At 32.0% G+C, this 26,791-nt stretch carries 27 protein-coding genes; 13 read left to right on the forward strand and 14 right to left on the reverse strand.

The window, feature by feature from the left end; translation table 11 throughout:
- The first annotated feature begins 44 nt into the window (after positions 1 to 44).
- The 9 genes from recN to AC6CH4_RS05360 all read left to right on the forward strand — a co-directional run bounded on the left by recN (position 45) and on the right by AC6CH4_RS05360 (position 10,256).
- Positions 45 to 1,697 carry a DNA repair protein RecN gene (gene recN / locus AC6CH4_RS05320; RefSeq protein WP_498100837.1) on the forward strand — a complete coding sequence of 551 codons (1,653 nt, stop codon included), beginning with the start codon at positions 45 to 47 and terminating at the stop codon, positions 1,695 to 1,697.
- Positions 1,698 to 1,804: 107 nt separating this feature from the next.
- On the forward strand, positions 1,805 to 2,995 hold the full coding sequence (fabV, locus tag AC6CH4_RS05325) for an enoyl-ACP reductase FabV (protein WP_498100839.1): 1,191 nt from the start codon (positions 1,805 to 1,807) through the stop codon (positions 2,993 to 2,995).
- Between the two features lie 121 nt (positions 2,996 to 3,116).
- On the forward strand, positions 3,117 to 4,115 hold the full coding sequence (locus tag AC6CH4_RS05330; protein ID WP_498101552.1) for a glycosyltransferase family 2 protein: 999 nt from the start codon (positions 3,117 to 3,119) through the stop codon (positions 4,113 to 4,115).
- Between the two features lies 1 nt (position 4,116).
- Complete coding sequence (gene coaE, locus AC6CH4_RS05335; RefSeq protein WP_498100841.1) at positions 4,117 to 4,713, forward strand: dephospho-CoA kinase; 597 nt, start codon at positions 4,117 to 4,119, stop codon at positions 4,711 to 4,713.
- Between the two features lie 59 nt (positions 4,714 to 4,772).
- The gene (locus AC6CH4_RS05340; protein ID WP_498100843.1) at positions 4,773 to 6,359 is read left to right on the forward strand and encodes a sensor histidine kinase; all 1,587 of its coding nucleotides are present in this window, start codon (positions 4,773 to 4,775) and stop codon (positions 6,357 to 6,359) included.
- 3 nt (positions 6,360 to 6,362) lie between these two features.
- The gene (locus AC6CH4_RS05345; protein ID WP_026985497.1) at positions 6,363 to 7,079 is read left to right on the forward strand and encodes a response regulator transcription factor; all 717 of its coding nucleotides are present in this window, start codon (positions 6,363 to 6,365) and stop codon (positions 7,077 to 7,079) included.
- 560 nt (positions 7,080 to 7,639) lie between these two features.
- Positions 7,640 to 9,031: an RtcB family protein gene (locus AC6CH4_RS05350; RefSeq protein WP_498100845.1), complete on the forward strand. Its 1,392-nt coding sequence runs from the start codon at positions 7,640 to 7,642 to the stop codon at positions 9,029 to 9,031.
- 12 nt (positions 9,032 to 9,043) lie between these two features.
- Positions 9,044 to 9,733, forward strand: a complete 690-nt coding sequence (gene prfH / locus AC6CH4_RS05355) for a peptide chain release factor H (RefSeq protein WP_498100847.1) — start codon at positions 9,044 to 9,046, stop codon at positions 9,731 to 9,733.
- Positions 9,720 to 10,256, forward strand: coding sequence for a tetratricopeptide repeat protein (locus tag AC6CH4_RS05360; protein ID WP_498100849.1), 537 nt, complete (start codon positions 9,720 to 9,722; stop codon positions 10,254 to 10,256). Before prfH ends, AC6CH4_RS05360 begins: the two co-directional genes overlap by 14 nt.
- Positions 10,257 to 10,403: 147 nt before the next feature.
- Here AC6CH4_RS05360 and AC6CH4_RS05365 read toward each other — a convergent pair whose 3' ends face one another.
- The 8 genes from AC6CH4_RS05365 to AC6CH4_RS05400 all read right to left on the reverse strand — a co-directional run bounded on the left by AC6CH4_RS05365 (position 10,404) and on the right by AC6CH4_RS05400 (position 17,626).
- A complete protein-coding gene (locus AC6CH4_RS05365) occupies positions 10,404 to 11,150 on the reverse strand; it encodes an acyl-[acyl-carrier-protein] thioesterase (protein ID WP_498100851.1) in 747 nt (248 codons plus the stop codon).
- 61 nt (positions 11,151 to 11,211) lie between these two features.
- A complete protein-coding gene (miaA, locus tag AC6CH4_RS05370; RefSeq protein ID WP_498100853.1) occupies positions 11,212 to 12,132 on the reverse strand; it encodes a tRNA (adenosine(37)-N6)-dimethylallyltransferase MiaA in 921 nt (306 codons plus the stop codon).
- Positions 12,133 to 12,285: 153 nt separating this feature from the next.
- Positions 12,286 to 13,125 carry an ion transporter gene (locus AC6CH4_RS05375; RefSeq protein ID WP_498100855.1) on the reverse strand — a complete coding sequence of 280 codons (840 nt, stop codon included), beginning with the start codon at positions 13,123 to 13,125 and terminating at the stop codon, positions 12,286 to 12,288.
- A gap of 29 nt (positions 13,126 to 13,154) precedes the next feature.
- Entirely contained in the window at positions 13,155 to 14,516 is a 1,362-nt protein-coding gene (locus AC6CH4_RS05380) for an exonuclease domain-containing protein (protein ID WP_498100857.1), read from the reverse strand.
- 102 nt (positions 14,517 to 14,618) lie between these two features.
- On the reverse strand, positions 14,619 to 14,966 hold the full coding sequence (locus AC6CH4_RS05385) for a four helix bundle protein (RefSeq protein WP_498101554.1): 348 nt from the start codon (positions 14,964 to 14,966) through the stop codon (positions 14,619 to 14,621).
- Between the two features lie 46 nt (positions 14,967 to 15,012).
- A complete protein-coding gene (locus AC6CH4_RS05390; RefSeq protein WP_498100859.1) occupies positions 15,013 to 15,672 on the reverse strand; it encodes a YggS family pyridoxal phosphate-dependent enzyme in 660 nt (219 codons plus the stop codon).
- An 11-nt stretch (positions 15,673 to 15,683) separates the two neighbouring features.
- Positions 15,684 to 16,571 carry a 3-hydroxyacyl-CoA dehydrogenase family protein gene (locus AC6CH4_RS05395; protein WP_498100861.1) on the reverse strand — a complete coding sequence of 296 codons (888 nt, stop codon included), beginning with the start codon at positions 16,569 to 16,571 and terminating at the stop codon, positions 15,684 to 15,686.
- Positions 16,572 to 16,660: 89 nt separating this feature from the next.
- Positions 16,661 to 17,626 (reverse strand): Gfo/Idh/MocA family protein, encoded by a 966-nt coding sequence (locus tag AC6CH4_RS05400; RefSeq protein WP_498100863.1) that lies wholly within the window; start codon positions 17,624 to 17,626, stop codon positions 16,661 to 16,663.
- Positions 17,627 to 17,769: 143 nt separating this feature from the next.
- Between AC6CH4_RS05400 and AC6CH4_RS05405 the strand changes: the two genes are divergently transcribed.
- Positions 17,770 to 18,411: a protein-L-isoaspartate(D-aspartate) O-methyltransferase gene (locus tag AC6CH4_RS05405; RefSeq protein ID WP_498100865.1), complete on the forward strand. Its 642-nt coding sequence runs from the start codon at positions 17,770 to 17,772 to the stop codon at positions 18,409 to 18,411.
- Between the two features lie 26 nt (positions 18,412 to 18,437).
- On the opposite strand, the gene AC6CH4_RS05410 is transcribed toward AC6CH4_RS05405, so the two are convergent.
- The 3 genes from AC6CH4_RS05410 to smpB form a co-directional block, all read right to left on the reverse strand.
- Positions 18,438 to 19,445 carry a helix-turn-helix domain-containing protein gene (locus AC6CH4_RS05410; protein WP_498100867.1) on the reverse strand — a complete coding sequence of 336 codons (1,008 nt, stop codon included), beginning with the start codon at positions 19,443 to 19,445 and terminating at the stop codon, positions 18,438 to 18,440.
- A gap of 90 nt (positions 19,446 to 19,535) precedes the next feature.
- On the reverse strand, positions 19,536 to 20,174 hold the full coding sequence (locus AC6CH4_RS05415) for a putative periplasmic lipoprotein (RefSeq protein ID WP_498100869.1): 639 nt from the start codon (positions 20,172 to 20,174) through the stop codon (positions 19,536 to 19,538).
- 77 nt (positions 20,175 to 20,251) lie between these two features.
- Positions 20,252 to 20,707: an SsrA-binding protein SmpB gene (smpB, locus tag AC6CH4_RS05420; RefSeq protein ID WP_073393742.1), complete on the reverse strand. Its 456-nt coding sequence runs from the start codon at positions 20,705 to 20,707 to the stop codon at positions 20,252 to 20,254.
- Between the two features lie 140 nt (positions 20,708 to 20,847).
- Between smpB and AC6CH4_RS05425 the strand changes: the two genes are divergently transcribed.
- Positions 20,848 to 21,474: a hypothetical protein gene (locus tag AC6CH4_RS05425; protein WP_498100871.1), complete on the forward strand. Its 627-nt coding sequence runs from the start codon at positions 20,848 to 20,850 to the stop codon at positions 21,472 to 21,474.
- Between the two features lie 98 nt (positions 21,475 to 21,572).
- Positions 21,573 to 21,794 carry a VF530 family protein gene (locus AC6CH4_RS05430; protein ID WP_072971103.1) on the forward strand — a complete coding sequence of 74 codons (222 nt, stop codon included), beginning with the start codon at positions 21,573 to 21,575 and terminating at the stop codon, positions 21,792 to 21,794.
- On the opposite strand, the gene AC6CH4_RS05435 is transcribed toward AC6CH4_RS05430, so the two are convergent.
- The 3 genes from AC6CH4_RS05435 to AC6CH4_RS05445 form a co-directional block, all read right to left on the reverse strand.
- Positions 21,791 to 22,348, reverse strand: a complete 558-nt coding sequence (locus AC6CH4_RS05435; protein ID WP_498100873.1) for a DUF3575 domain-containing protein — start codon at positions 22,346 to 22,348, stop codon at positions 21,791 to 21,793. The two genes, AC6CH4_RS05430 and AC6CH4_RS05435, sit on opposite strands and share 4 nt — an antisense overlap.
- Positions 22,349 to 22,465: 117 nt before the next feature.
- Positions 22,466 to 23,032: a GNAT family N-acetyltransferase gene (locus AC6CH4_RS05440; protein WP_498100875.1), complete on the reverse strand. Its 567-nt coding sequence runs from the start codon at positions 23,030 to 23,032 to the stop codon at positions 22,466 to 22,468.
- Positions 23,033 to 23,042: 10 nt separating this feature from the next.
- Positions 23,043 to 23,894, reverse strand: a complete 852-nt coding sequence (locus AC6CH4_RS05445) for an aldose 1-epimerase family protein (protein WP_498100877.1) — start codon at positions 23,892 to 23,894, stop codon at positions 23,043 to 23,045.
- Between the two features lie 189 nt (positions 23,895 to 24,083).
- Here AC6CH4_RS05445 and AC6CH4_RS05450 point away from each other — a divergent pair, with 189 nt between their 5' ends.
- Positions 24,084 to 26,354 carry a M1 family metallopeptidase gene (locus AC6CH4_RS05450; RefSeq protein WP_498100879.1) on the forward strand — a complete coding sequence of 757 codons (2,271 nt, stop codon included), beginning with the start codon at positions 24,084 to 24,086 and terminating at the stop codon, positions 26,352 to 26,354.
- The last annotated feature ends 437 nt before the right edge of the window (positions 26,355 to 26,791 follow it).

Consider the following 26,791-nt stretch of genomic DNA (forward strand, 5'->3'; position numbering starts at 1 on the left):
TCGATTTACTATTTCATTAATTTCTATTATTTACATTTTATCTTATGATTACTTCACTGTCGATTAAAAACTACGCTCTGATTGAAAAATTATCAATTGATTTTTCAAAAGGCTTTTCTATAATTACAGGTGAGACAGGCGCAGGGAAATCGATCATTCTGGGTGCTTTAGGATTAGTTTTAGGAAAAAGAGCCGATTTGACTTCCTTAAAAAATAAAGAAGAGAAATGTATTATAGAGGCACAGTTTGAAATCTCTAAATACAACTTAAAAGAGTTTTTTGAAGCAAATGATCTTGATTATGAAGATGACACTATTATAAGACGTGAAATTTTGCCTTCAGGAAAATCTCGTGCTTTTATCAATGATAGCCCGGTAAATCTTCAGGAATTGCAAGATTTAAGTTTGTTTTTGATTGATATTCATTCGCAACAGCAAACTCAGGAATTATCAGATGAAACTGTTCAGTTTAAAATAATTGACGCAATAGCCAATAATGCTGAAACTATTTTAGAGTATCAAAAGTTGCTTAAAGCTTATAAGTCGGATAAATCAAAATTAAACGCTTTGTTGAAAAAACAAAGTGATTCAAGGAAAGAGCAGGAATACAATACTTTTCTATTGAATGAATTGATTGCTGCTAAGTTAAAATCCGGCGAACAGGAAGAACTGGAAGCGGAATTTGAAAAGCTGAATAACGTCGAAGTTATAAAAGAATCAATAGATAAATCTCTGGTTATTGCAAATGAGGAGCAATTTGGAGTTTTTCATAATCTGAATGAAATAAAAGCATCTCTTCAAAAAATCGCCCCATTTTCGACAGAATATCAAAGTTTATTTGAAAGAATAACAAGCGTGGCAATTGAATTTGATGATGTTTCAAGAGAGTTGCAAAACGCTTCGGAGAAATTATTAAATGATCCAGAAAGACTTGAACTTACAAATCAAAAATTGCAATTGATTTATAATTTGCAAAAGAAACATCAGGTAATTTCTGTAGATGAATTATTGCAAATTCAGGCCAATTTAGAAAACGCTGTTATAGAATTGGGTAATATCGAAGAAGAAATCGCTTTATTGACAAATTCAATAGCGCAAAAAGTACAGGAACTAGATAGTTTTTCAGCTACAATCCATCAGAATAGAGCAAATGCAATTCCAGTTTTATCGAATAAACTAATTTCGATTTTAGAAACGTTAGGGATGCCAAATGTTCGCTTCAATATTGAACTTTTACCATCGGAAAACTATTTTCAAAATGGAAAGGACGAATTGCAATTTTTATTCTCAGCAAATAAAGGAACCGATTTTGGATTGCTGAAAAAAGTAGCTTCTGGAGGGGAGATGTCACGTATTATGCTGGCTGTAAAAGCAATTTTGGCACAATATTCAAAATTACCAACTTTAATTTTTGATGAAATTGATACTGGAGTTTCAGGAGAAATTGCAATCAGAATGGGAGAGATCATGAAAGAAATGAGTAAGAATATGCAAATCTTTGCTATTACACACCTACCGCAAATAGCAGCAAAAGGAGATTCGCACTTCAAAGTGTTTAAGTCAACAGTTGGTGACGATACACAATCAGAATTAAAGCTTCTGTCTCAGGACGAAAGAGTTATCGAAATTGCTCAGATGTTATCCGGTGCAGTTGTCTCTGATTCGGCTTTAAATCATGCCAAAGCCTTGTTGAACTAAAGAAATACTTTATATTTGTCATCTTAAAACTAATTCAATAAACGTAAATAAGCGGATCATTTACCTCACTTTAATGATTAGCAAATGAACGAATAAACAATAAAAATATGATTATAGAACCTAGAATGAGAGGATTTATTTGCTTGACAGCCCACCCAAAAGGAGCCGAGCAAAATGTTAAAAATCAAATAGAATATATAAAATCAAAAGGAGCAATTGCAGGTGCGAAAAAGGTATTAGTGATTGGTGCTTCAACCGGTTTCGGATTGGCTTCAAGAATTACAAGTGCTTTTGGATCTGATGCAGCTACAATTGGAGTGTTTTTTGAAAAACCGCCAGTTGAAGGAAAAACAGCTTCTCCGGGATGGTATAATTCTGCAGCTTTTGAAGCTGAAGCTCACAAAGCAGGTTTATATGCAAAAAGTATCAATGGAGATGCTTTTTCAAATGAAATAAAAAGACAAACACTGGATTTAATTAAAGCTGATTTAGGTCAGGTAGATTTAGTTATTTACAGTTTGGCTTCACCAGTACGAACAAACCCTAATACAGGAGTGCTACATCGCTCGACTTTAAAACCAATCGGACAAACTTTTACTAATAAAACGGTAGATTTTCATACAGGAAATGTTACTGAGGTTTCTATCGCTCCTGCAAATGAGGAAGATATTGAAAACACTGTTGCCGTAATGGGCGGTGAAGACTGGGCTATGTGGATGGATGCTTTAAAAGATGAAAATTTGTTAGCTCCAGGTGCTGTAACAGTTGCTTATTCTTATATCGGACCATCATTAACGGAAGCGGTTTACCGTAAAGGTACAATCGGACGTGCTAAAGACCATTTAGAGGCTACTGCTTTCTCTATCACTGATAGTTTGAAATCTATCGGCGGACAAGCGTATGTTTCTGTAAACAAAGCTTTGGTTACTCAGGCTAGTTCTGCAATTCCTGTAATCCCGTTATATATTTCTCTTTTATATAAAATTATGAAAGAAGAAGGAATCCACGAAGGTTGTATTGAACAAATTCAACGTTTATTCCAAGACAGATTATACACAGGATCACCTGTTCCTGTAGATGACAAAGGAAGAATCAGAATCGATGATTGGGAAATGCGTGATGATGTTCAGGCAAAAGTAGCTAAACTTTGGGAAGAAGCTACAACAGAAACGTTGCCGGCTATTGGAGACTTGGCAGGATACAGAAATGATTTCTTAAATTTATTTGGATTTGAATTTGCCGGAGTTGATTATAAAGCTGAAGCAAATGAAGTTGTAAATATTGAAAGTATCAAATAATAACTTACTACTATAAATAAAAACCATCAACCTAAAGTTGGTGGTTTTTTTATGAATATAACATATCTTTGTTAAAATTTTGAAATTAAAAAATTGCCACTTTAATACCGCACATCCCATTATGATTTTTTCTTTAATTATACCCGTGTATAATCGTCCAGATGAAGTTGATGAGCTTTTAGAAAGCCTCTCAAAATCTGATTATAATGAACCTTTTGAAATTGTTCTTGTTGAAGATGGTTCGTCGATTCCATGTAAAGATGTGGTGATGACCTATCAGGGAAAATTGAATATCTCTTATTATTTTAAGGAAAATTCAGGGCCGGGAGATTCAAGAAACTTTGGAATGCAAAAAGCAAGAGGTGATTATTTTATCATTTTTGATTCAGATTGTATTATTCCGCCCAATTATTTATCAGAAGTCCGCAAAGCTTTAAACGAAGAATATGTGGATTGTTTTGGTGGCCCGGATAAAGCTTTAGATAGTTTTTCTAATATTCAAAAAGCGATTAATTTTGCAATGACTTCATTTTTGACTACCGGTGGAATTCGAGGCGGATCTGAAAAAATCAATAAATTTCAGCCAAGAAGTTTCAATATGGGAATTTCTAAAAAAGCTTTTGAAGCATCAAATGGATTTGGTAATATTCACCCTGGTGAAGATCCGGATTTATCAATTCGTTTATGGAATTTAGGTTTTGAAACAAGGTTGTTTTCAGGAGCCTATGTTTATCATAAACGAAGAATTGATTGGGGAAAATTCTCTGTTCAGGTACATAAGTTTGGAATTGCAAGACCGATATTAAATAGCTGGTATCCTGAACATAATAAGTTAACTTTTTTCTTTCCTACTTTCTTTATACTCGGTTTATTATTAGCTTTTTTACTGTTAATTTTCAATATTGATATTTTATTACAATTATATTTCGTATATTTCGTTATAATATTTCTTACAGCAAGTATACAGAATAAAAGCATTAAAATTGGATACTTGTCAGTAATTGCGGTGTGGAAACAGTTTTATGGGTATGGAACGGGATTTTTAGAATCATTTGTAAAAATTATTCTTCTTAAGAAAAAACCGCAAGCCGCTTTCCCTCGTATGTTTTTTAAAATATAATATGACAAAAGTTATCGGTTTGACAGGGGGCATTGGCAGTGGAAAAACAACTATTGCTAATTATTTTGCAGAAATGGGAGTTCCTGTTTATATAGCTGATAATGGTTCAAGAGCTGTAATGCAATTAGATCCTGTTATAAAAGAAGTGAAAAATGTATTTGGAGAAATTGTTTTTGAAAATGATGTTTTAAACAGAGCTAAACTTGCTGAGATTGTCTTTAATGATAAGGAAAAATTAGCAAAATTAAATGCTATTGTACACCCAGCTGTAAAAAAAGATTTTGAGGTATGGTTATTGCAGCACAAAAATTATGAATATGTAATTTATGAGGCTGCTATTTTGTTTGAAAGTGGGCGATATAAAGAATGTGATTTCATAATAACAGTTACCGCACCTGAAGAAATTAGAATTAATAGGGTCTTAAAGCGAGATAATGCCACCCGATCGCAAGTTTTAAGCAGAATGCAAATGCAATGGAAGGATGAAGATCGAATTTCTAAGAGCAATTTTGTTATTAATAACGTAAATCTTAAAATTGCTAAAGAAGAAGTTGTTAAAATTCTTAAAATTTTAGATATTAAACAAAATCAGTCTTAAATGTTAATATTTGGTTAATGTATTATTTAGTATATTGTTAAAATATTAATTTTGTTTCGATGAATAAATTATTTTTTAGAATACTTGTTTTGCTTATGAGCTTGTCCTTAATAGGGATTATTCTGGTTCAGGTATTTTGGTTCAACTCTTCTTTCAAAAATAATGATGAACAATTTAAATATCACGTTACTCAGGTAATTGGTAATGTTGCTGATAAACTTGAGCAGCAAGAAGAATACAGTTTTTATGACAAATATAATCGTATAAAAGATAGTACTGGTAAAATTCCTAAAAAAGAAGATTTACTGGAAGTTCTTTATGTACAGAGAAATACCAAAACAAATAAAACAATTGTATATTCTAATACACTTACCTCTGAAGATTATGATATAAGTGGTTCATTGTTTAATAAAAAATTCAGTAGTGAAAGGTTTAAGAATTTTAGTTCGAAACGCGTAACTGAGGTATATAATAACAACAATGGTATTGATAATAATGCTTTAGGCCAAAGTATTATTCCAGATTTGAAAATTGAAAAATCAGGTAGTTTAGATATTTTAAATAAAGTACAACAACAAATTCAATATAAAGATATTGCTTCTTTAACGCCAATTGAAGGAAGAATTACAAAGGATAAACTTTATAAATTATTAAAGAAAGAATTGGAAGAATATGGTGTTAAAACCAAATTTGAATTCGGTGTTCTTAATAGTGGTTTGCCAACAAAAGTAAAATCGGACGGATTTCATTTTGATAAAGATGCAAGTTATCATATTCCGATATATACTGATAATGAAGGTAATAGTAAATATGAATTATATATTACGTTTCCTTATAAAAAGAAATTTTTATTATCAGAATTATTAAGTATTACAATATTGTCAATCGTTTTTACACTGATTATAATAATTGCGTATACCAGTGCATTAAACCAATTGTTGCGCCAAAAACATATTTCTGAAATTAAAACGGATTTTATTAACAATATGACGCATGAGTTTAAAACTCCAATTGCAACAATAAATTTGGCGTTGGACGCTATTAAAAACCCGAAGATTATTGAAGATAAAGAAAAGGTTTTTAGATATCTTCAAATGATCAGAGATGAAAATAAAAGGATGCATGCTCAGGTTGAAAACGTTCTTCGTATTTCTAAATTGGAAAAAAGAGAATTGGATATTACAAAAGAACCAACTGCGATTCATGATATTATTGATGATGCAATTGAACATGTAAATTTAATTTTAGAAGATAAACATGGTACAGTTGTAAAACATCTAAATGCTTCAAGAACAACATGTTTGGTAAATGAAGTGCATTTTACAAACGTATTGGTAAATATATTAGAGAATGCCATAAAGTATTCTCCGGATGTTCCTGAAATTGAAATTTTTACAGAAAACATAAAGGATATGATTCTGATAAAAGTGAAGGACAATGGATTAGGAATGAGTAAAGTTGCTCAAAAAAGAGTTTTTGAGAAATTTTACAGAGAGCATACTGGAGATTTGCATAACGTAAAAGGACATGGTTTAGGTCTTGCTTATGTAAAAAGAATAGTTGAAGATCACAATGGTCAAGTATATGTTGAAAGCGAAAAAGGAAAAGGTAGCACCTTTATAATAAAAATACCATTAATAAATTAAAATATGGAAAATAATAACAAAAGAATACTTTTAGTAGAAGATGACCTTAATTTTGGGGCAGTTCTTAAAGATTATCTAATGTTAAATGACTTTGAAGTTACTTTAGCTAAAAACGGTATGGAAGGTTTCGAAAAATTCAAGAAAGATGTATATGATTTATGTATTCTTGATGTAATGATGCCTTATAAAGATGGTTATACTTTAGCCAAAGAAATTAGAGAAAAGAATAGCGAAGTGCCTATCATTTTCCTGACTGCAAAGTCTATGAAAGAAGATGTATTAAAAGGTTATAAAGCTGGGGCTGATGATTATTTGAATAAGCCTTTTGATTCTGAAGTTTTATTGATGAAAATCAAAGCTATTATTCAAAGAAAATCTGCAGATACAAAAGCAGAGCAAGTACAGTTTGAGTTTAACATTGGTAAATTTCACTTAAATTCTAAACTTAGATTTTTGACTTTCGAAAACGACGAGCCAATTAAACTATCTCCAAAAGAGAATGAATTGCTTAAAATGTTAATTCTTCATGAAAATGATTTAATGCCAAGAGAATTAGCATTAACAAAGATCTGGAGAGATGACAACTACTTTACTTCAAGAAGTATGGACGTTTACATCGCTAAACTTAGAAAATATCTAAAAGCTGATGAAGATGTTGAAATCTTAAACATTCATGGAGAAGGTTTCAGGTTAGTTGTTAAAAGCAAAGTGACAGAATAACAAAATTCGCCAAACGAATAAAAATAGTAAAGCTCTGAGAAATCAGGGCTTTTTTTATGCCTTTATTTTTTTTAAAGTTTAAAAAGGTAGAATTTTTTTAAACTTTCCCATTGAAGTTATATGATTCTTGTTATCAGTTATATAGGTTTATTTTTGATGCCGAATTTTGTTGTGAAAAATATTTCACATGAATTTTCTTTAAAATAAATTAGGAAATTCAAAAAACAATTATGAATATTTGCAGACGAAAAAAATAATAACCCTATAAAACGAAGAGAAATGTTTGTACTTACATCAACATCACAAAGCTTCACACCAAACGGATTTGGTGGAGCGCTTCTTCGTGGCTTATTTCAATCCTAGAAATTCATTTTTAGATATATAAAAAAGCCCGAAGACATTTAGTTTCGGGCTTTTTTTATTCTAGACACTTCAAATTTTCCCGAAAGAGAGTTTTAATATTTACCTGAAAGGGTAAAAGATTCCGCACGCTTATGTTTGTTCAAATTCAATTTTGAAAACATTCGTTTGCAAAAAAAAACAAGATTTAATAAAAATTTATGGGAAATAAATTATCCGGAAAAGACCTGATTAAATTAGGCTTTCCGAAAAATAATTCAATAAACATCGCCTTAGGGCAAATAAACAGATATAGAAAAAGAGAAAAAAAAGAATCTATTCTAACAGAGGCTAAAGAGGTTTTGCTTGATCCTGAAAAATATGAGGGACACGGAACCTGGGGAAAAGTGGCTGAAGGCTTGATAAATCCGGTTCATGTAAGAATGCATCAGCTGAAAAATACACGAGCACCTTTCACCATTTTTGGCGAAAATGAAATTGATCAACAAGCTAAATTTCAGTTGTATGATTCATTAAAACTGCCAATTTCAGTGGCTGGAGCTTTAATGCCAGATGCACATTCAGGTTATGGATTACCAATTGGCGGAGTTTTGGCAACAGATAATGCAGTGATTCCGTATGGAGTGGGAGTAGACATTGGGTGCCGAATGAGTCTTTCAATTTTTGATTTACCGGCTTCTTATTTCAAGGGAAAAGAGCACCAATTAGAAGCAATTCTGAAAGAGAACACCAAATTCGGAATGTATGAAGTTCATGCTTCCAGAGTAGATCATGAAGTATTTTACAAAAGTGAATTTCAGGATATTCCGTTATTAAAAAATCTTTTGCCAAAAGCGTATAAGCAATTAGGAAGTTCCGGTGGTGGAAACCATTTTGTAGAATTTGGAATTGCAAAAATTGATAATCCTGAAAATGAATGGAAGTTAGGGGTAGGAGAATATTTTGCCGTTCTGTCGCATAGTGGCTCACGTGGTTTAGGTGCTAATATTGCCAAACATTATACTTACTTGGCAACAAAGCAATGTCCCTTACCTAAAAATGTACAGCACTTGGCTTGGTTAGACTTGAATACACATGACGGCCAGGAATATTGGCTGGCAATGAATTTGGCAGGAGAATATGCAAAAGCTTGTCATGATGATATTCATAGAAGAATTGCCAAAGCGATTGGAAAAAGAGTAGTGGTTACAATAGAAAATCATCACAACTTTGCATGGAAAGAAATGGTAAATGGCCAGGAATGTATTATACACAGAAAAGGAGCAACACCAGCGGCAGAAGGTCAATTGGGAATTATTCCAGGTTCGATGACAGCACCTGGTTATATTGTGAAAGGAAAAGGAAATGCTGAAAGTTTAAATTCTGCTTCGCATGGAGCAGGACGTCTGTTTTCGAGAGCGAAATGTAAAAGCACTTTCACACAAAGCGAAATTAAAAAAGTTTTGAAAGCCAACGATGTAACCTTAATTGGAGGAAATATTGATGAGGCTCCAATGGCTTACAAAGACATTACAAAAGTGATGGCTAATCAGACGGATTTGGTTGAAGTTCTGGGAACTTTCACTCCAAAAATTGTTAGAATGGACCGATAAAAAGAAATTATAATGGAAAAAATAATTCAGATAACAGCGGGTCGCGGACCTGCAGAATGCACTTGGGTTGTCGCCCAGGTGCTTAAAAAAGTTTTGGAAGAAGCTCAAGCAGAACAGCTAGAAACTGTTCTGCTGCAGCGAGAAGCTGGTCAGGAAAATGGAACTGTTGAAACAGCTTCAATTGCTATAAAGGGAAAAAATGCAGCTCAATTTGTAAGTTCATGGATTGGAACAATTCAGTGGATTGGCCAAAGTCAGTTTAGAAAAATGCATAAACGCAAAAACTGGTTTATTGGCATTTTTGAGATTGAACCTCAAAATAACGGATCAGTTTCAGAAAATGATATTCAATATCAGGCCATGCGAAGTTCTGGCGCTGGCGGGCAGCACGTAAATAAAGTGAGTTCAGCAATAAGAGCAACTCATATTCCAACCGGAATTGCCGTAGTTTCAATGGACAGCCGTTCGCAACACCAAAACAAAAAACTGGCAACAGAAAGATTATTAAGAAAATTAGAAGACAAAAAACTTGTACAGCTTAAGAATCATGTAGGGAAACAATGGGAGAACCAACTCAATATTGAGCGAGGAAATCCTGTGAGAGTTTTTACCGGAAGTGATTTCAAAAAGAATAAAGTGGAGAAAAGTTACAAAGGAACTCGTCAGAAATTAAAACAAGATTTACGAAATGAAAACAATTGATAAATACCTCTTTCAGGCTTTGGATAATTATCCGTATTCGCTTGAAGAAACGATTGAATCTCTAGATTATGCTTTTTCATATGATACAAAAAACACAATGGTTTTGTGTTTGTATGGAAGAATCCAGGCAGAACAATTATGGAATTATGAAGAAGCGAAAAATTATTTTCAGGAAGCTTTAGCTATCAATATTCATGCACTTGAAGTATATCCGCATTATTTGCAGACTTTAATTTTGAATGAAGATTATGAAGAAGCGCAAAAGTTGATTGATTTTGCTTTAACAATAAGAGGAATTAATAAATCTGATATTTATGTAAAGAAAGCTATTCTTTTAGAAGCACAACGAGAGTTTAAAAAAGCATTAAAAGAAATTAAAAATGCTAAACTTACAATTTTACAGTTTGCTTTTGACTCAGATGTTATTGATGTTGAAAAACGTATCAAAGGCAAAATTGAGTTGCTTGAAAAGAAAAAGAATCCGAAGAAATTGAAGAAAGATTCAAAAAAGAAATCAAATTAAATTTGATTAAAATAGAATACGATGCAATTTAAAATTGAATTGCATCGTATTTTTGTTTTTTTTTGCCCACTAGTTACACGAATTTCTACTGTTTTTAAATTTAAAATCTGTGACAATCCGCTTAATCTGTTAAATCTGTGGGCTATTTTATTTCCAATGCAATTCTAAAGCAAAACAAGTTTTTTCTCCTTTTGTAATGCTGAATGTTGCAGTTGTGTGATCATCATCTTCACTTTCATGAATTACGACATTATCTTTTAATGAAAGCTCTTTCATGAAATTCATTTCAAAGCTATTAACTTCTTGTTTCATAATTCTTTTTGGATCAACATGATCAAGACACCATTCTAAATATTTCACATTATTAACGTGATTTACAATGTCTAAATCAGATAAATAAACTGTTTTTTCAAATACAGCTTCTTTTTCATGGTTGATATTGATTTTAGAAAAACCTTCAGAAGTAGCTCTATTCTCAGGGAATAATTCAAAATGTTCATAGGGTAAAGCCAACGCTTCCGGACGGCGTAATTGTGTATTAAAAACAGCCCAATAGGTTTCGCAACCTACAATTTTCTTTCCGTTTACATACATTTCTAATGCACGAACAGAACGTGAATTTTCTAAGCTGTTGATCCATGTTTTTACAGTTACAACATCTTGCCATTTTGGCAATTCTGAAATCTCAACTCTCATTCGGCTTAAAACCCAGGCTTGGTGAAATTCCTGCATATCAAAAAAACTGATGCCTCCAACTTCAGAATGTGCAGCTGCGGTTAATTGTAAAATATTACACAAATCAGTATATTTTAAAAAACCGTTTGGTGTGCATTGTGTGAAATTGATTTCCCAGTCTTTGCTTAAAACTGATGTGAAATTTGGAGATATTGGCATTATTGTAATTTTAGATTTATTTTAGAGAATAGAATAAAGAGTATAAAAAAGACTTTTGATTTTACTTTATAAGATTTTCTATGTAATTGGTGATATTTTTTCTATCTGTTGCATAATCAAACCATTTCGTATTTTCGTTTCTTTTGAACCACGTCAATTGTCTTTTGGAAAATCTTCTGGTATTTTTCTTGATTTCTTCGATGGCAAATGGCAGGGTGAAATCTCCGTCAAAATAACTAAATAATTCTCTATAACCGACCGTTTGAAGTGCATTTAACGCTTTATTAGGATACAAAGTTTTTGCTTCATCCAATAAACCTTCGTTCATCATAATATCAACGCGCTGGTTAATACGATCATAAATTATTTTTCTGTCTGCTTCTAAACCAATTAAAACAGGAGTGAAATTTCGGTTGTTTTTCTTTTGATTTAAAAAAGAAGAATATGGTTTTTGAGTTCCGATGCAAACTTCTACAAAACGCATCATTCGCTGTGGATTTTGAAGTGTTTGTGGATTTTCTAAAGTTATTTTTTGAAAATAATCTGGATCTAAACGTTGCAATTGCTCTTGTAAATACGTAATTCCAAGTTTTTCATAATTTGAATTTACTTCAGAACGAACTTCCGGATTGATTTCGGGAAATTCATCAAATCCTTTTAAAAGAGCATCTACATATAATCCTGAACCACCAATTAAAATGGTAAAATCATTCTTTTGAAATAATTCTTCTAATTTTAAAAGTGCTTCTTTTTCGTAATCACCAACTGTATAATTTTCAAAAATGGATTTATTTTGAATAAAATGATGTGTGGCGGAATTTAACTCCTCCTGATTTGGAACGGCTGTTCCGATCGTCATTTCTCTAAAAAATTGACGGCTGTCACAGGATATTATTTCACAATTGAAATGTTGTGCCAAAGCAATACTTAAGGCTGTTTTGCCTATAGCTGTTGGTCCGACAATAGTAATTAAGTATTTCATATTTTTCTAGCCCAGATGGGAATGGAAACCCCGGACTTATAGTTGTTCGTTTTTTTTGGGACAAAAGAGCGACCAGCGGAAGCTCCTTTTATGCCTTAAAAAAACAACAAATATAAGGAGGAGTTATAATGTACAGCTGGAATAGCTTCTAAATTAATTACTAGGTAATTCTGTTCCGCATTCGTAGCAATATTTAGCATTGTCAAAGTGAACTTGCGAATTACAGTTTTTGCAAGTCTTCTTTCCGCTTACTGTATTGTTTTTTAGACTGTTTTTGGCAAATTCAGCAGTCACAATTCCGGTTGGAACCGCTATAATTCCATAACCCAAAATCATAACGAATGAAGCGACGAATTGACCTAAGGGAGTCATAGGTGAAATGTCACCATAACCGACTGTTGTCAAGGTTACTATAGTCCAATAGATACTGATTGGTATACTTGTGAAACCACTTTCTTTGCCTTCTATCAGATACATAACAGAACCGATAATTACGGTACTAATTAATACGAAATAGATAAAAACAAGAATTTTTTCTTTACTGGCCTCAATTGCCTCACGCAGTTGTACAGATTGATGTGAAATTTGAGGAATGTGAAGTATTTTGAATAATCGGAAAAAACGTAAGGCTCTTATGACTGATAAAATACTTGCTCCCGGAAAAAATATGGATAGATACATGGGTAGTACGGCAAGTAAATCAATAATACCATAAAAGCTAAAAATATATTTTACCGGTTTTTGAATCGAGATAATACGTAAAATATACTCGATGGTAAAAAAGACAGTGATAATCCATTCACAAATAATGAGTTGGGAATGGTATTTTTGGTTGATTCCCTGAACGGTTTCCATCATGACCAAAAGCACACTCAGTAAAATTAATCCGAGTAAAACTAAATCGAAAAGTCTTCCTAAAACGGTATCTGTTCCGTAAAGAATTACTTTGATTTTTTCTCGAAAGCTTTCGTATCTGGATTTCATTTTTGTCATATCACTAAGATAAAGAAAATTAGGGTATTTTAAAAATGAAGAATTTTAAGAGACTTGCTTTTGCGCATGTAATTTTGAATTATGTTTTTTACATCGCGATTGTTTTGCATCGGGATTAAAATGTTTTTTAGAATTTCGATATTTGTAACTTGATAATTTAAATCGTAAAAAGCATAACCTTTATAAATGCCATTTTCGATTAAAACAGCGCTTCGTTCGTTTACATTTCGACCTCTGTCAATAAGAATCATGCTTTTATTTTCGAAACTGTGCTCAGAGATGAATTGTTGTACTCTTAGGTTATAAGCTTCAGGTGAAACTTCGCCAATACAGGCACCATCACATTCTTTTATTTTATATTGAAAACACTCTTTCTTAGTTTGATATAAACCAGTTAATTTTTGGCACAAATGATATTTTGCAGTGAATTTGAAAAGCATATTTTTACCTTCCTGTAAAGAAGCAAATGAGGTAATCTCTTTTTTGCGGCCGTCAGCATTTTGAAGTTTTATATTCAAATAACCATTTGAATCTTTTTCTGCATATAAAGCAAATGGAAAAACTGTCTTCTTCTGTGAACGATTGTGTCTGGGACGGTTTATTTTTACTTCTTCACTTTCTTTTAAAAGCGCAATTAATTCGCTTCCGGTTTCATCATAAGTTATGGTGAAAACTTCAGCCTGGATTTTTTTACTTTTTGTTGTGATTCCGGTAAAATGTTGATTTACCCTTTTTCTGATATTCTGACTTTTCCCTATATATATTAAAGTTCCGCCTTCGTTATGGATGTAGTAAACACCTGTTTTAGTTGGCATTTGCCCCACTAAATCTAATAATTTTGGTGCAATACCTTTTTCGACTTCCAGTTTTATAAAATCTTTTACAATTGTTTTTTCAAGATCTTTTTCTAAAAGCATCTTAAACAACTTTGTAGTTGCCATGGCGTCTCCACTGGCACGATGACGGTCTGCCATTGGGATTCCGAGTGCACGAACTAATTTTCCTAAACTATAAGAAGGTTGTTCCGGAATTAACTTTTTAGCTAATTCGACTGTACAAAGTGTTCTTGCTTCAAAGTCATACCCTAAACGTCTGAATTCGGTACGTAAAATTCGATAATCAAAAGAAGCGTTGTGTGCTACAATAATACAATCAGAAGTGATTTCTATTATTCGTTTTGCAACTTCAAAGAATTTGGGAGCAGAACGCAACATAGCATTATTTATTCCGGTTAATTTCACCACAAAAGGCTGAATCGGAATTTCGGGATTAACCAAACTAATGAATTGATCAACTACTTCATGGCCATCAAATTTATAAATGGCGATTTCGGTAATTCCTTCTTCATTGAACTGGCCTCCAGTGGTTTCTATGTCTAGTATTGCGTACATTTTCAATGTCAATTTCAAAAATCAATGGCAATGGCAATTTCAAAAATCAATTTCAATTTCTGAAAATTGTTGTTGTTATTGCCATTGTCATTGTAATTGAATTTATTTTTTATTAATTATCATTTTTGATGAAATCGCAATTAATTGTTCAACTTCAATTAGAAGTTTATTGCGCTTATCATTATCGCCTTCTTTTATGTAATCTAAAATTTTCAATGAGTTTCTGGATTCTTTTAGCTCTTTTACAACTAATGAAACTTTGAAAACAAAATCTTTATCAGTTATTGTTCCCTGTGCTTCTCCAAAATTTAATGATACACTTCCAGAAGATCTAATCAATTGATTTTTATAATATTCATTTTCAAATATCTTTTCTAATTGTCTTGTAAAGAAAATACATTCTCCTGCAAATCTCACCAACCTATCTTCAAAATTGAAAATTTTCTCCATTAATACTATTGTAATTGACTTTTGATATGTCATTGATTTTTGACATTTAGCGTCCTCCAAAAATGCTGCTTCCAATTCTTACCATTGTGCTTCCGCAATCAATAGCAAGTTGATAATCTCCGGACATTCCCATTGAGATTGTGTTTAATTGTAAATTTTCAGTTTCAATTTTTCGAATCGAATCAAAAATTGACTTTAAATGTGTAAATTCTTTTTTAATTTGGTTTTGATTTTCTGTAAATGTTGCCATTCCCATTAACCCTAAGATACGAATGTTTTTCATCTCTTTGAACTCAAATGAAGATAAAAGTTGATTTAATTCATTTTCATCCAAACCAAACTTCGATTCTTCTTCGGCAATATATATTTGAAGCAAACAATCTATAATTCGATTGTTTTTTAAAGCCTGCTTGTTTATTTCCTGCAATAATTTCAAACTATCAACTCCATGAATCAAACTCACAAATGGTGCCATAAATTTGACTTTATTCGATTGAACGTGACCAATCATATGCCATTGAATGTCTTTTGGCATTTGTTCCCATTTATCCGTCATTTCCTGGATTTTGTTTTCTCCAAAAATACGTTGGCCTGCTTCGTAAGCTTGCATCAAGTCTGAAACGGGTTTGGTTTTAGAAACTGCAACCAAAGTAACATGTTCTGATAATGTGGATTTGATTGTATTTAAATTCGATTGAATCGACATGATATTATTTTTTATAAAAATTGCTTAGAGATTTTCTCTGCTTTTTTACTTTCACTATAATCGTAAAAACCTTCGCCAGATTTTACGCCTAATTTCCCTGCTCTTACCATATTCACTAAAAGTGGGCAAGGAGCGTATTTAGGGTTTTTGAAACCTTCGTACATTACATTTAGAATAGCCAAACAAACATCAAGACCAATAAAATCAGCCAATTGAAGCGGTCCCATTGGGTGTCCCATTCCTAATTTCATCACCGTGTCAATTTCATAAACTCCGGCTACTTTATTGTATAACGTTTCGATTGCTTCGTTTAGCATTGGCATTAAAATTCTGTTGGCCACAAAACCAGGATAATCGTTTACTTCAACTGGAGTTTTTCCCAGTTTTACAGATAGGTCCATAATAATTTTAGTGACTTCATTGCTGGTATTGTATCCGCGAATGATTTCGACCAATTTCATAATCGGCACCGGATTCATAAAATGCATTCCGATAACTCGTTCAGGATGTGCTACAACTGCTCCGATTTGTGTAATGGATATAGAAGAAGTGTTCGTTGCTAAAATGGTATTATGAGAACAAGCTTCGTTTAATTGCTTGAAGATGTTTAGTTTTAATTCAACATTTTCTGTTGCAGCTTCAACCACTAAATCAACGCCGACAACACCGTCTTTTATATCGGTATAAGTAATAATATTAGTAATTGTTTTAGCTACATCTTCCTGAGTGATTGTTCCCTTGGAAAGCATTCTGTCTAAATTAGCGGCAATAGTTGCCATTCCTTTATCTAATGATTTTTCAGAAACATCAATTAATTTTACGGTAAAACCACTTTGTGCAAAAGTATGAGCGATTCCGTTACCCATTGTTCCTGCACCAATTACAGCTATAGTTTTCATTTAAATTCAGGTATTTTATTTATGATTTTAGCCACGAATTCACCAATTTATACGTGAATTCGTGGCTAATTTTATTTTTTTAAATTATATTATTTATCGAAACAATCAATAATCTGATACGCTACACGTAAAGCGTCTGTAGCTTGTTCTAAAGTTACAACTGGGGTAGTATCTGTATTGATAGCATTTGCAAAGGATTCTAATTCATCTAAAATGGCATTGTTTTGCTCCACATCAGGATTGGTAAAATAGATTTGTTTTTTTACACCTTCAGCATTTTGAAGAATCATATCAAAATCTCCAGGAACTTCCGGGGCATCTTTCATACGAACCACTTCACATTTTTTTTCTAAAAAGTCAACTGAAATATAGGCGTCTTTTTGAAAAAAACGTGTTTTACGCATATTTTTCATCGAAATTCTGCTCGCCGTTAAGTTCGCTACACAACCATTTTCGAATTCAATTCGGGCATTCGCAATATCCGGAGTATCACTGATAACTGAAACACCACTTGCATTGATATTTTTTACTTTTGAATTTACAACACTCAAAATGGCATCAATATCATGAATCATTAAATCTAAAACTACAGGAACATCCGTACCACGTGGATTAAACTCAGCCAAACGATGCGTTTCAATAAACATCGGATTTTCGATCATGTTTTTTGTTGCAATAAAAGCAGGATTAAAACGCTCCACATGACCAACTTGCCCTTTTACATTGTATTCTTTGGCTAAAGCAATAATTTCTTCAGCTTCTTCTACAGTGTTGGCAATTGGTTTTTCTATAAAGATATGTTTTCCCGATTTAATGGCTACCTTAGCACATTTATAATGTGAAAGCGTTGGTGTTACAATATCGATTACATCCACAGCGTGGATTAATTTTGCAATAGTGTTGAAGTTTTTATAGCCAAATTCTTTTGAAATTCTTTCGGCATTTTCTTGATTTTCGTCGTAAAATCCAACTAATTCGTATTTGTCAGATTGTTGTAATAAGCGTAAATGTATCTTACCTAAGTGACCAGCACCTAAAACTCCTACTTTTAACATGAGAATGTATTTTAAACAAAAATATAATTTATTTGTTGAAAGTAAAAGTTAATACAATAAAGATTTAGCGATTTAATAATTAAAAATCAATATTTGATTTCTTTTTTACTTTCTTATTTTTGCCAAAATAAAACCTACCCATTTTGAAAGACACTGCCAAACATCAAGGACTTCGTAATCAATTAGTAAGCACTTTAGAACAAAAGGGAATTACTGATAAAGCAGTTTTGGATGCGATAAAAAAAATCCCAAGACATCTTTTTCTGAATTCAAGTTTTGAAGATTATGCTTATCAGGATAAGGCATTTCCTATAGGAGCAGGACAAACTATTTCACAGCCCTACACTGTCGCTTTTCAATCGCAGTTGTTAGAAGTTAAAAAAGAACACAAAATTTTAGAAATTGGAACAGGTTCAGGTTATCAAACTGCTGTTTTGTTTATGCTTGGTGCTAAAGTGTACAGCATTGAAAGACAAAATGAACTGTTTAAAGCAACCTCTAATCTGTTTCCGAAATTAAATATTCGTCCAAAGCATCTTTCTTTTGGAGATGGTTATAAAGGTTTACCAAATCATGCTCCATTTGATAGCATTATTGTTACGGCCGGGGCTCCTTTTATTCCTCAACCTTTAATGGCACAGTTAAAAATAGGAGGAAGGCTGGTTATTCCCTTAGGTGAAGATGTACAAATTATGACTTTACTAATTCGTAAAAATGAAACGCAATTTGAGAAACATGAGTTTGGAGAATTTCGATTTGTTCCTTTATTAGAAGATAAAAATTAGAAAAAAGCCCAATTAGTTGGGCTTTTTTATTTTGAAACTAATTCAATTGCGCGAAGTAAATTTTCTTTTTCGATTCGAAGAATAAAATTCACAAAAAGAGAGGAGTCATTTTTATTTTGACATTCCTCCAGAATAGATAAATACTCTTCTATTTGATCTTTGTTTCCTTTTATAGTGGCAAAAACAAAAGTGTTCTCAAGTAGTATCCAGTTCATTATCAAATTAGCAATTTGTATGTTTCCATTTTCAAAAGGACTGATTTTTATGAATTTTAAATATGCTTCAGACGCTAAAAGTATTGGGTGTAAATTGGTTTTATTGCTGTCGTACCAATTAAAAAACAAATTCATTTCCCGCACAATTAAAGGATCGTTTTTATATTTTCCAGAATTTTCGGGTTTGATTCCTCTTAAAATTAAATTGTGAATTGTAAGTAATTCTTTTTCAGATATGGAAACTTTTTTCTGATTTAAATCTTTAATGTAACCCACAGTTTCCTGAAGATTTACAGCTTCTAAGTGCTCATACATACTTTTTCCGGAAATTGTTAATCCTTCATTGATTACTGATTTAGTTTCTTGAAATGTTAATGAGTTTCCATTTACGCGATTACTCTCTGAAATAAATTCCAGTTCCAATATTTTTGAAATTCGATGTAAATCGAAATGTTGAAAAGATTGTATTTGTTTTTTTAGAATTTCAATTTCATCTAAAATTAATTGTATAGTGGATAAAACCCCAGAACTGATAACCTTTTTATTATTTTGAATTTCTTGCTCAACCAGAAGCAATGCTTTTAATGCAAATTCATCGTCTCCAATTTCATATAAGATTTTTTCCTTTAACCATGAAATCATTAAAGTTTCAAAGTCAATTTCTAAGAGTTGAGAAAGTCTGAAAATTTGCTCTCTCGTAGGTTTTCTTGTCCCCGACTCAAATTTACTTATTAATGCCTGGTCAATTCCGAGAAGTTGTGCTACTTCACGGGTTTTTAAGCCTTTTTGCTCTCTTGCATTTTTAAGCAGTGTTTTCATTTTTGCAGAAATGATTTAAAATGTCTTGACAAAATTAGTCATTTTAAGGATTGTAAAAAAAGCAATATTCTAAATATTGCTTTTAAATATTTATTTTGGTAATGATCCGTCTTTTTTCATTTCGCCAACAACGGCTTGCATAATTGCGTCTACAGTTTGCCCTAAATCCGTCACATATTCAGATTTCGTAGTTCCTGTCCAGATTAGTTTATTTTGTTTTAATGAAAAGATGTTAGTTTCTACCATATAGGATGTAGTTTCCTGATAATAGCCCGGATCGTAGAAATTTGGAGAATACATTCCGTACCAGTTTCCAAATCCATACCCATACATTCCTGTATATGCTCCATCAAATCCTCCATAATACATTCCAGTATAAGTTCCGGGAACGTAGTTTGTTTCTTTATCAGTACTTACTAAACGCATCGTAACAACGCCATCAAAATTTTCATCGTGTAAAATTTTTAATTTTTGTTCCTGAGTAAGTTGTTTAGTGCTTTCATTTAAATATTGATAAGAAGTTTTAAATATTTGATTACTGGCTGCAATCCTATTTTCTGTAATTCTTCTGGAAGCTTCATCTTTTACTAAAGCAACAACTAAGACTTTTTTAAAGTGCTCCTGTGCAACAGTCACATCAGGATCTCTCCAGCTATTTACAATTGATGTATTACTGCCACAACTTGAAAGTGTCAGTACGGCGATTAACAAAACTAAGTATTTTTTCATATTTTATAGTTAAATTGTTTATATAAAATTAACTATAAAATATTAATAAACACCACTTTAGGATGAATTAAAGCGACTTAATTATAAGCTTTTTTAATTCGGTCTAAGTCACGTTTTGTATCTTGTTCTTTCAAAGATTCACGTTTGTCGTAGTTTTTCTTTCCTTTGCAAAGGCCTATTTGTAATTTAGCTAAACCTTTTTCATTTGTAAACAACTTTAGCGGAACAATAGTAAGTCCTTTTGCCTGTACACTTTTATGAAGGCTTTTTAACTCTTTTTTATTCAGAAGTAATTTTCTTTCACTTCTCGACTTATGATTGAATTGATTTCCAAAAGAATATTCTTCAATATAAGTATTGATGGCAAAAAGTTCAAGATTACTAAATTCGCAAAAGCTTTCGGTAATATTAGCTTTCCCTAAACGTATAGATTTGATTTCTGTTCCGGATAAAACGATTCCGGCAGTATAAGTGTCGATTATCTCGTAATCGAATCGAGCTCTTTTATTAAGTATATTGACTGTTTTTAACATAGTTGCAAATGTAAAACAAAATTAAAAAACTTTAATGCTATCTAAGATAATTAAAGATTTTTTTTAATCTATGATTTAGATCATGTTTAAGGAAAAAACTTACATATAAGTTTGTTGAATAATTTAAAACAAACTCAAACATGAAAAAAATTTTATCATTAGTTGGTATTGTGTTGATTGGTTTAACCGCAAAAGCACAAGATGCAAATCAAGGTTTAAAAGGAGCATGGTTTGCTACTTCTCAAATTGGCTATCAGCAAACTAAAACAGGTGATTTTAAAAATACAAACGTAAGTATACTGCCCGTTGTTGGTACATTTGTCACACCATCATTAGCAGTTGGAGCTGGATTAGGATTTATTAATATGAAATCGGAATCAAATACAGGAACCGCTGCAAAAACAGATTTAATCGTAATTGAACCATTAGCAAGAAAATATTGGAATGTTGCCGGTTCTTTATATTTCTTCGGACAGTTAGCTGCTCCAATTATTACTGGAAAAGAAAAGGAAAGTGACTTAAAAGTAAATCAGGTTGGTTTAGCTTTATCAGGTGGATTTGATTATTTTGTGACTAAAAGTTTCTCAGTCGAGTTTTCTTATGATTTAGCAAATTTTACTTCTACGACTTTAGATCCAAAAGTTGGAGAAAAAACTACTGTTACTAATTTTGGGTTAGCTCACGTGGCAAATGTTGACTCAGCTTATTTGGTAGGCAATCCAAATTTAACTACCCCACTTTCTTTCGGATTTAAATTCATATTTTAATAACAGTTGATTGAATTTAAATTCAATTCGTTAATTTTGTAAAAAGGAAGACCGTACTTTTTGGAGTACGGTCTTTACTATTATTTTAAATATATAAAATGCAAAATCAATCAAAAGATCCTTTACACGGAATTACACTTCAATCAATATTAGAAAAGCTTGTAGCTTATTATGGTTTTGATACATTATCGGAATTAATTCCGATAAAATGTTTTACCTCAAATCCGAGTATAAAATCCAGCTTGACCTTTTTACGTAAAACAGATTGGGCTCGTAAAAAAGTGGAAGATCTATATATAAAATCCCTTTCTAAATTTTAGTTTAATTTATAAGAGATCATTACACCTCCACGGTATGGAAGCCATTCACCACTTTTATTCCAATTCTCAGCTTTGTCATATCTACCTGGAGTTCCATCATTATAGTAGCCATGATAAAAGCCCTGATGCCAGCCACCTCCCGCAAAAATATCTAATAAAAATTTGTCGTTTAATTTGATATTATATCCAATGGTAACTCCTAATCTATATCCAAATCCGTGTTCATAATTATTGCTATCCCAGTAATTCCATTTTTGTATGTCATAAATGTCACCACCAATATGGCCACCAACATAAAATCCGTTGTATTTTTCTTTAAAATGGTAACGAATTTCCGGGGTTAAAGTGACAAATTTCATAGGATTATGACCATTTACAGATTCCCAGAAAGAAGCCATTACATCAACGCTAAAAGTAGTTTTTTCACCAATACTTGTTTCTACTCCTATATTTGGAATAGCTACTAACGCAGAGACACCATTAAATTTTAGATAAGTTTGACTTTGACTTTGAATAGAAAAGAAAAGAACAAAAAGGATAAGTATTTTTTTCATAAAAATAAGTTTTCGGAATTCGAAATAAGGTTTAGTCATTTATTTCGCGTGCAAATATAACGCAATAGACCGGTTTGCTATTGTGGAAAAAGTATATTTAACAAGATTTATTTTTTATCAGAAACTAGTGAATTTGTATTTGTTTAGTAATGAGTAAATTACCTTATCAAGAAAACGACCTTCATAAAATTCAGATTCTTTAAAATGGGCTTCTTTAATAAAACCACATTTTTGTAATACTTTTTCTGAGGCTAAATTTTCAGGATCAATTACCGCTTCAATTGAATGTAATTTCAGATCATCAAAACCATATCTGATTAATTTATTTACAGCTTCAGGAATAATTCCTTTTCCGTGAAATTCAGGCAATAGCATATAGCCTATTTCAGCACGATAATTTTCAGGCTGCATTCTGTAATAGCCTATAATTCCTAGCAATTTTGAGCTATCTTTTAAAGTGATACCCCAGTTGATTCCAATATTTGTTATGATTTTATCTTCGATCATAGCAATATGTTCCAAAGCATCTTCAGTGGTTTTTACCAAAGGTCTTGGAATATATTTCATGGTTTCGGGATTTGAACGCAATTCAAAAACTTCATTTACATCGTCATTGGTAATTCTTCTTAAAAGTAAACGTTCCGTTTCTATAATTGGAAATGGAGAAAAGTTGAATTCTAGCATTTTTTAGATTTTATAATATTTGTATACTGAATTTTGAAGTGAATGTCTGATTTGCATCCAAAATTAATATTCCTTCTTTTTCGAATAAATCTCCTGAATTAACAGCTGTATCAGAATATCCTAACCAAGGTTCAATACATATAAATGGAGCTTGTTCTTTTGTCCATATTCCTAAACTTGGAAAATCTTCAAAATCCACTTTTATATAAGGTTTTGAATTTTCAAGAATTGTAAGCGAATTTGATGCTAACGTTTTAAAAATTAACGCATCATTTTCAAACAATTTATAATTTAATGGGACTAAACTATTTGTTGTTTCTAAAACTTCAGTTTTATTCGAAATTAAATCATTCTCAAGAAGATAATATTTCAAAACTTCTTCTCTTTCAAATTTTAATGCATAATTCTCAAAATTCTCTGGTAAAGCAATTGCCGGATGCGCTCCTATTGAAAAAGGCATTTTAGTTTCATTTTTATTAATTACTTTATATTGAATATCTAAAGTGCTTTCATTAAGTGTATAGATGAGTTGTAATTCAAATTCAAAAGGATATTTTTTCAGCGTTTCAACATTTGATTGTAAAGAAAATGTAGCACTATTTTCTGTATTATCAATCAATTGAAATTCCATGTCACGTGCAAAACCATGTCTAGGTAATTGATATTCTTTTCCGTTTACTGTATATAAATTGTTTTTTAACGTACCTACGATCGGAAAAAGAACCGGAGAATGCTTTCCCCAAAAATCAGGGTTACCTTCCCATATAAATTCCTTATTTTGAGTGTTCTTTAATGAGGATAATTCTGCTCCAGAATGTTTTATAGAAGCTTTAAGCATTGAATTTGAAATAGTTGTGTCCAAGATGATAGAGTTGAATGGAAAAATAGTTTTTATCTAACGGTAAATATATTTTATAAAATTTAGTTTTTGAAGGAAATAGCTTAAATTATTTTTTTGATAAAATTTTGATAAAAATCAATTTTAACCTTAAACTTCTTTCTGTAAATAGCTTTTTTTTTCATTAATTTGCTACATAAACAGCTAAAAAATATGAAAAAACAATTCTCAAAAGCCATATTAACCATGGCTTTGTTTGTAGGGATTACTTCTGTTTGGGCGCAACAAATCCCAGCTTCAACAGCAGCAAACCCAGTAAATAATTATAATTATCATGATGCTTTTGCACCTCATTTTTATACAAAAAACGGTACATCAACCCGTTCTGCCAGTGGTCAGCCTGGAGTTGAATATTGGCAAAACAGAGCTGATTATCAAATTACAGCAAAATTAAATGCTGTGAAAAATGAAATTGTTGGTACTGACGAAATAACTTATACCAATAATAGCCCTGATAAATTATCATTTGTTTGGTTAAACTTAGAACAAAATTTATTTAAGGAAGATTCAAGAGGAAATGCTGTTGTACCCTTAACTGGAAGTCGAAATGGAGCGCAGGGTCAGGTTTTTGATGGAGGAAATAAAATAAAATCTGTAAAAGTAATTTCTGGTGGAAAAACTAAGGTTGAAACTGATGCAAAATTCATTGTTACGGATACCAGAATGCAAATTTTTCTTCCACAAGAATTGGCTTCAAAAGGAGGATCGATAAAAATCAAAATTGAATTCTCATTTATAGCACCTTTTGAAGGATCTGACAGAATGGGGGTTTTAGAAACTAAAAATGGAAAAATCTTCACGATTGCACAATGGTATCCACGTATGTGTGTGTATGATGATGTAAGGGGGTGGAATACTGCACCATATTTAGGAGCTTCTGAGTTTTATCTGGAGTATGGTAATTTTGATGTAAAAATTACAGTCCCTGCAAATCACTATGTTGTAGGTTCAGGGGAGTTGTTAAACGGAGCAGAAGTCTTACCTGCAGAACAGTTTAAACGTTATAAAGCTGCTTCACAAAGCGATAAAACTGTAATGATTCGTACTGCGGAAGAAGTTGCTGCTACAGCAAATACAAATGCAACAGCCGAGAAAACATGGCATTATCAAATTAAAAATGCCCGCGATTTTTCCTGGGCATCATCACCGGCTTTTATCTTAGACGGGGCAAAAATAAACTTGCCAAGTGGTAAAAAATCATTAGCTTTATCTGCATATCCAGTTGAAAGTGCAGGAAATGACGCTTATGGCCGTTCGACAGAATATGTTAAATCGTCTATAGAAAATTATTCAAAAAGATGGTTTGAATATCCTTATCCGGCTGCGACAAACGTAGCAGGAAATGAAGGTGGTATGGAATATCCCGGTATTGTTTTCTGTGGATGGAAATCTAAAGGTGATGATTTATGGGGTGTTACGGATCACGAATTTGGACATATTTGGTTCCCTATGATTGTAGGATCAAACGAACGTTTATTTGCCTGGATGGATGAAGGTTTTAATACTTTTATTAACTCTGTGAGTTCTTTTGATTTTAATAACGGAGAATACAAACAAAAACCTTCAGATCTTCATGAAGATGTGGAGTATTTAACTAGTCCAAAATTGGAGCCTATTATGAGTTCTCCTGACAATATGAAGGAAGCTAATATTGGTGTTTTATGTTATGTAAAACCCGGTGCAGGATTGACAATTTTGAGAGAACAAATTTTAGGGCAGGAACGTTTTGATAAAGCATTACGTACTTATGTTGAACGTTGGGCTTACAAACATCCGACTCCTGACGATTTTTTCAGAACAATTGAAAATGTTGCCGGAGAAGATTTAAGCTGGTTCTGGAGAAGTTGGTTTGTAAATAACTGGAGATTTGATCAGGGAATCAATTCGATTAAATATGTAAAAAACGATCCGTCAAAAGGAGTTGTAATTACGGTTGAAAATTTTGATAAAATGCCAATGCCAATTATTTTGGATGTGAAAACAAAAAGCGGAAAAGTAACCAGAGTTAAATTGCCCGTTGAAATTTGGCAGCGTAACAATGAATGGTCTTTCAAACATAATTCTACAGAAGAGATTGAAAGTGTAACACTAGATCCTGATCATGTTTTTCCAGATTATAATGAAAGCAATAATGTTTGGACGGCAACAAAAGGAATAGTAGAGAAAGATATCATTTTAGATGCTTATGTTGGGATTTACTCGACTGCAAAAGCACCTTTAAAAATTGAAATTACAGAGAAAAGCAGCGTTCTTAGTGTAGAAATAACAAACTATCCGAAATTTTCTGTTGAGCCGGTTGCTGGAGAAAAAGATACTTTTCAATCAAAAAGCGCGGGTCTAAAATTCAAATTTAATGAAGCTAAAACAGGATTTGATATGATCGTTTTAGGAAATGGACAAGTGATTCCGTTTACAAAGAATTAATAACGAAAAAATAAATGATTTAAAACCCGATAGTTATAGTAGCTATCGGGTTTTTTGGTTTGCCTTGTTTCAGGTTTCAAGCCCATGTTTGTTCTAGGTTGTTGGATCACATTACTTTAGTTTGGAATTTTATGATAATATAATTAGAAAAAAAACTCAGAACCTTACTAACTTAGAATCTTAGTGTCTTACAAAAATAACATTACATTAAAAAAATGTTAGAATTTTATTTTTTTGTTTTGGAAATAAAAAAATAGTGTACTTTTGCACCGATGAATAAAATAAGTTTACATACAACTTCTTTGTCACGGACAAACTCTCCTGTAACTTCTCCCGAAGTACGGATGCTATCTCTATAGTATTCACAGAGTTTTTCGCCGCGTATTTATTTATATTCATTTTTCATTTTGAAATCATCTAATTTGTCCATTGGACAA

Source organism: Flavobacterium sp. GQ95 (genome assembly GCF_059758655.1).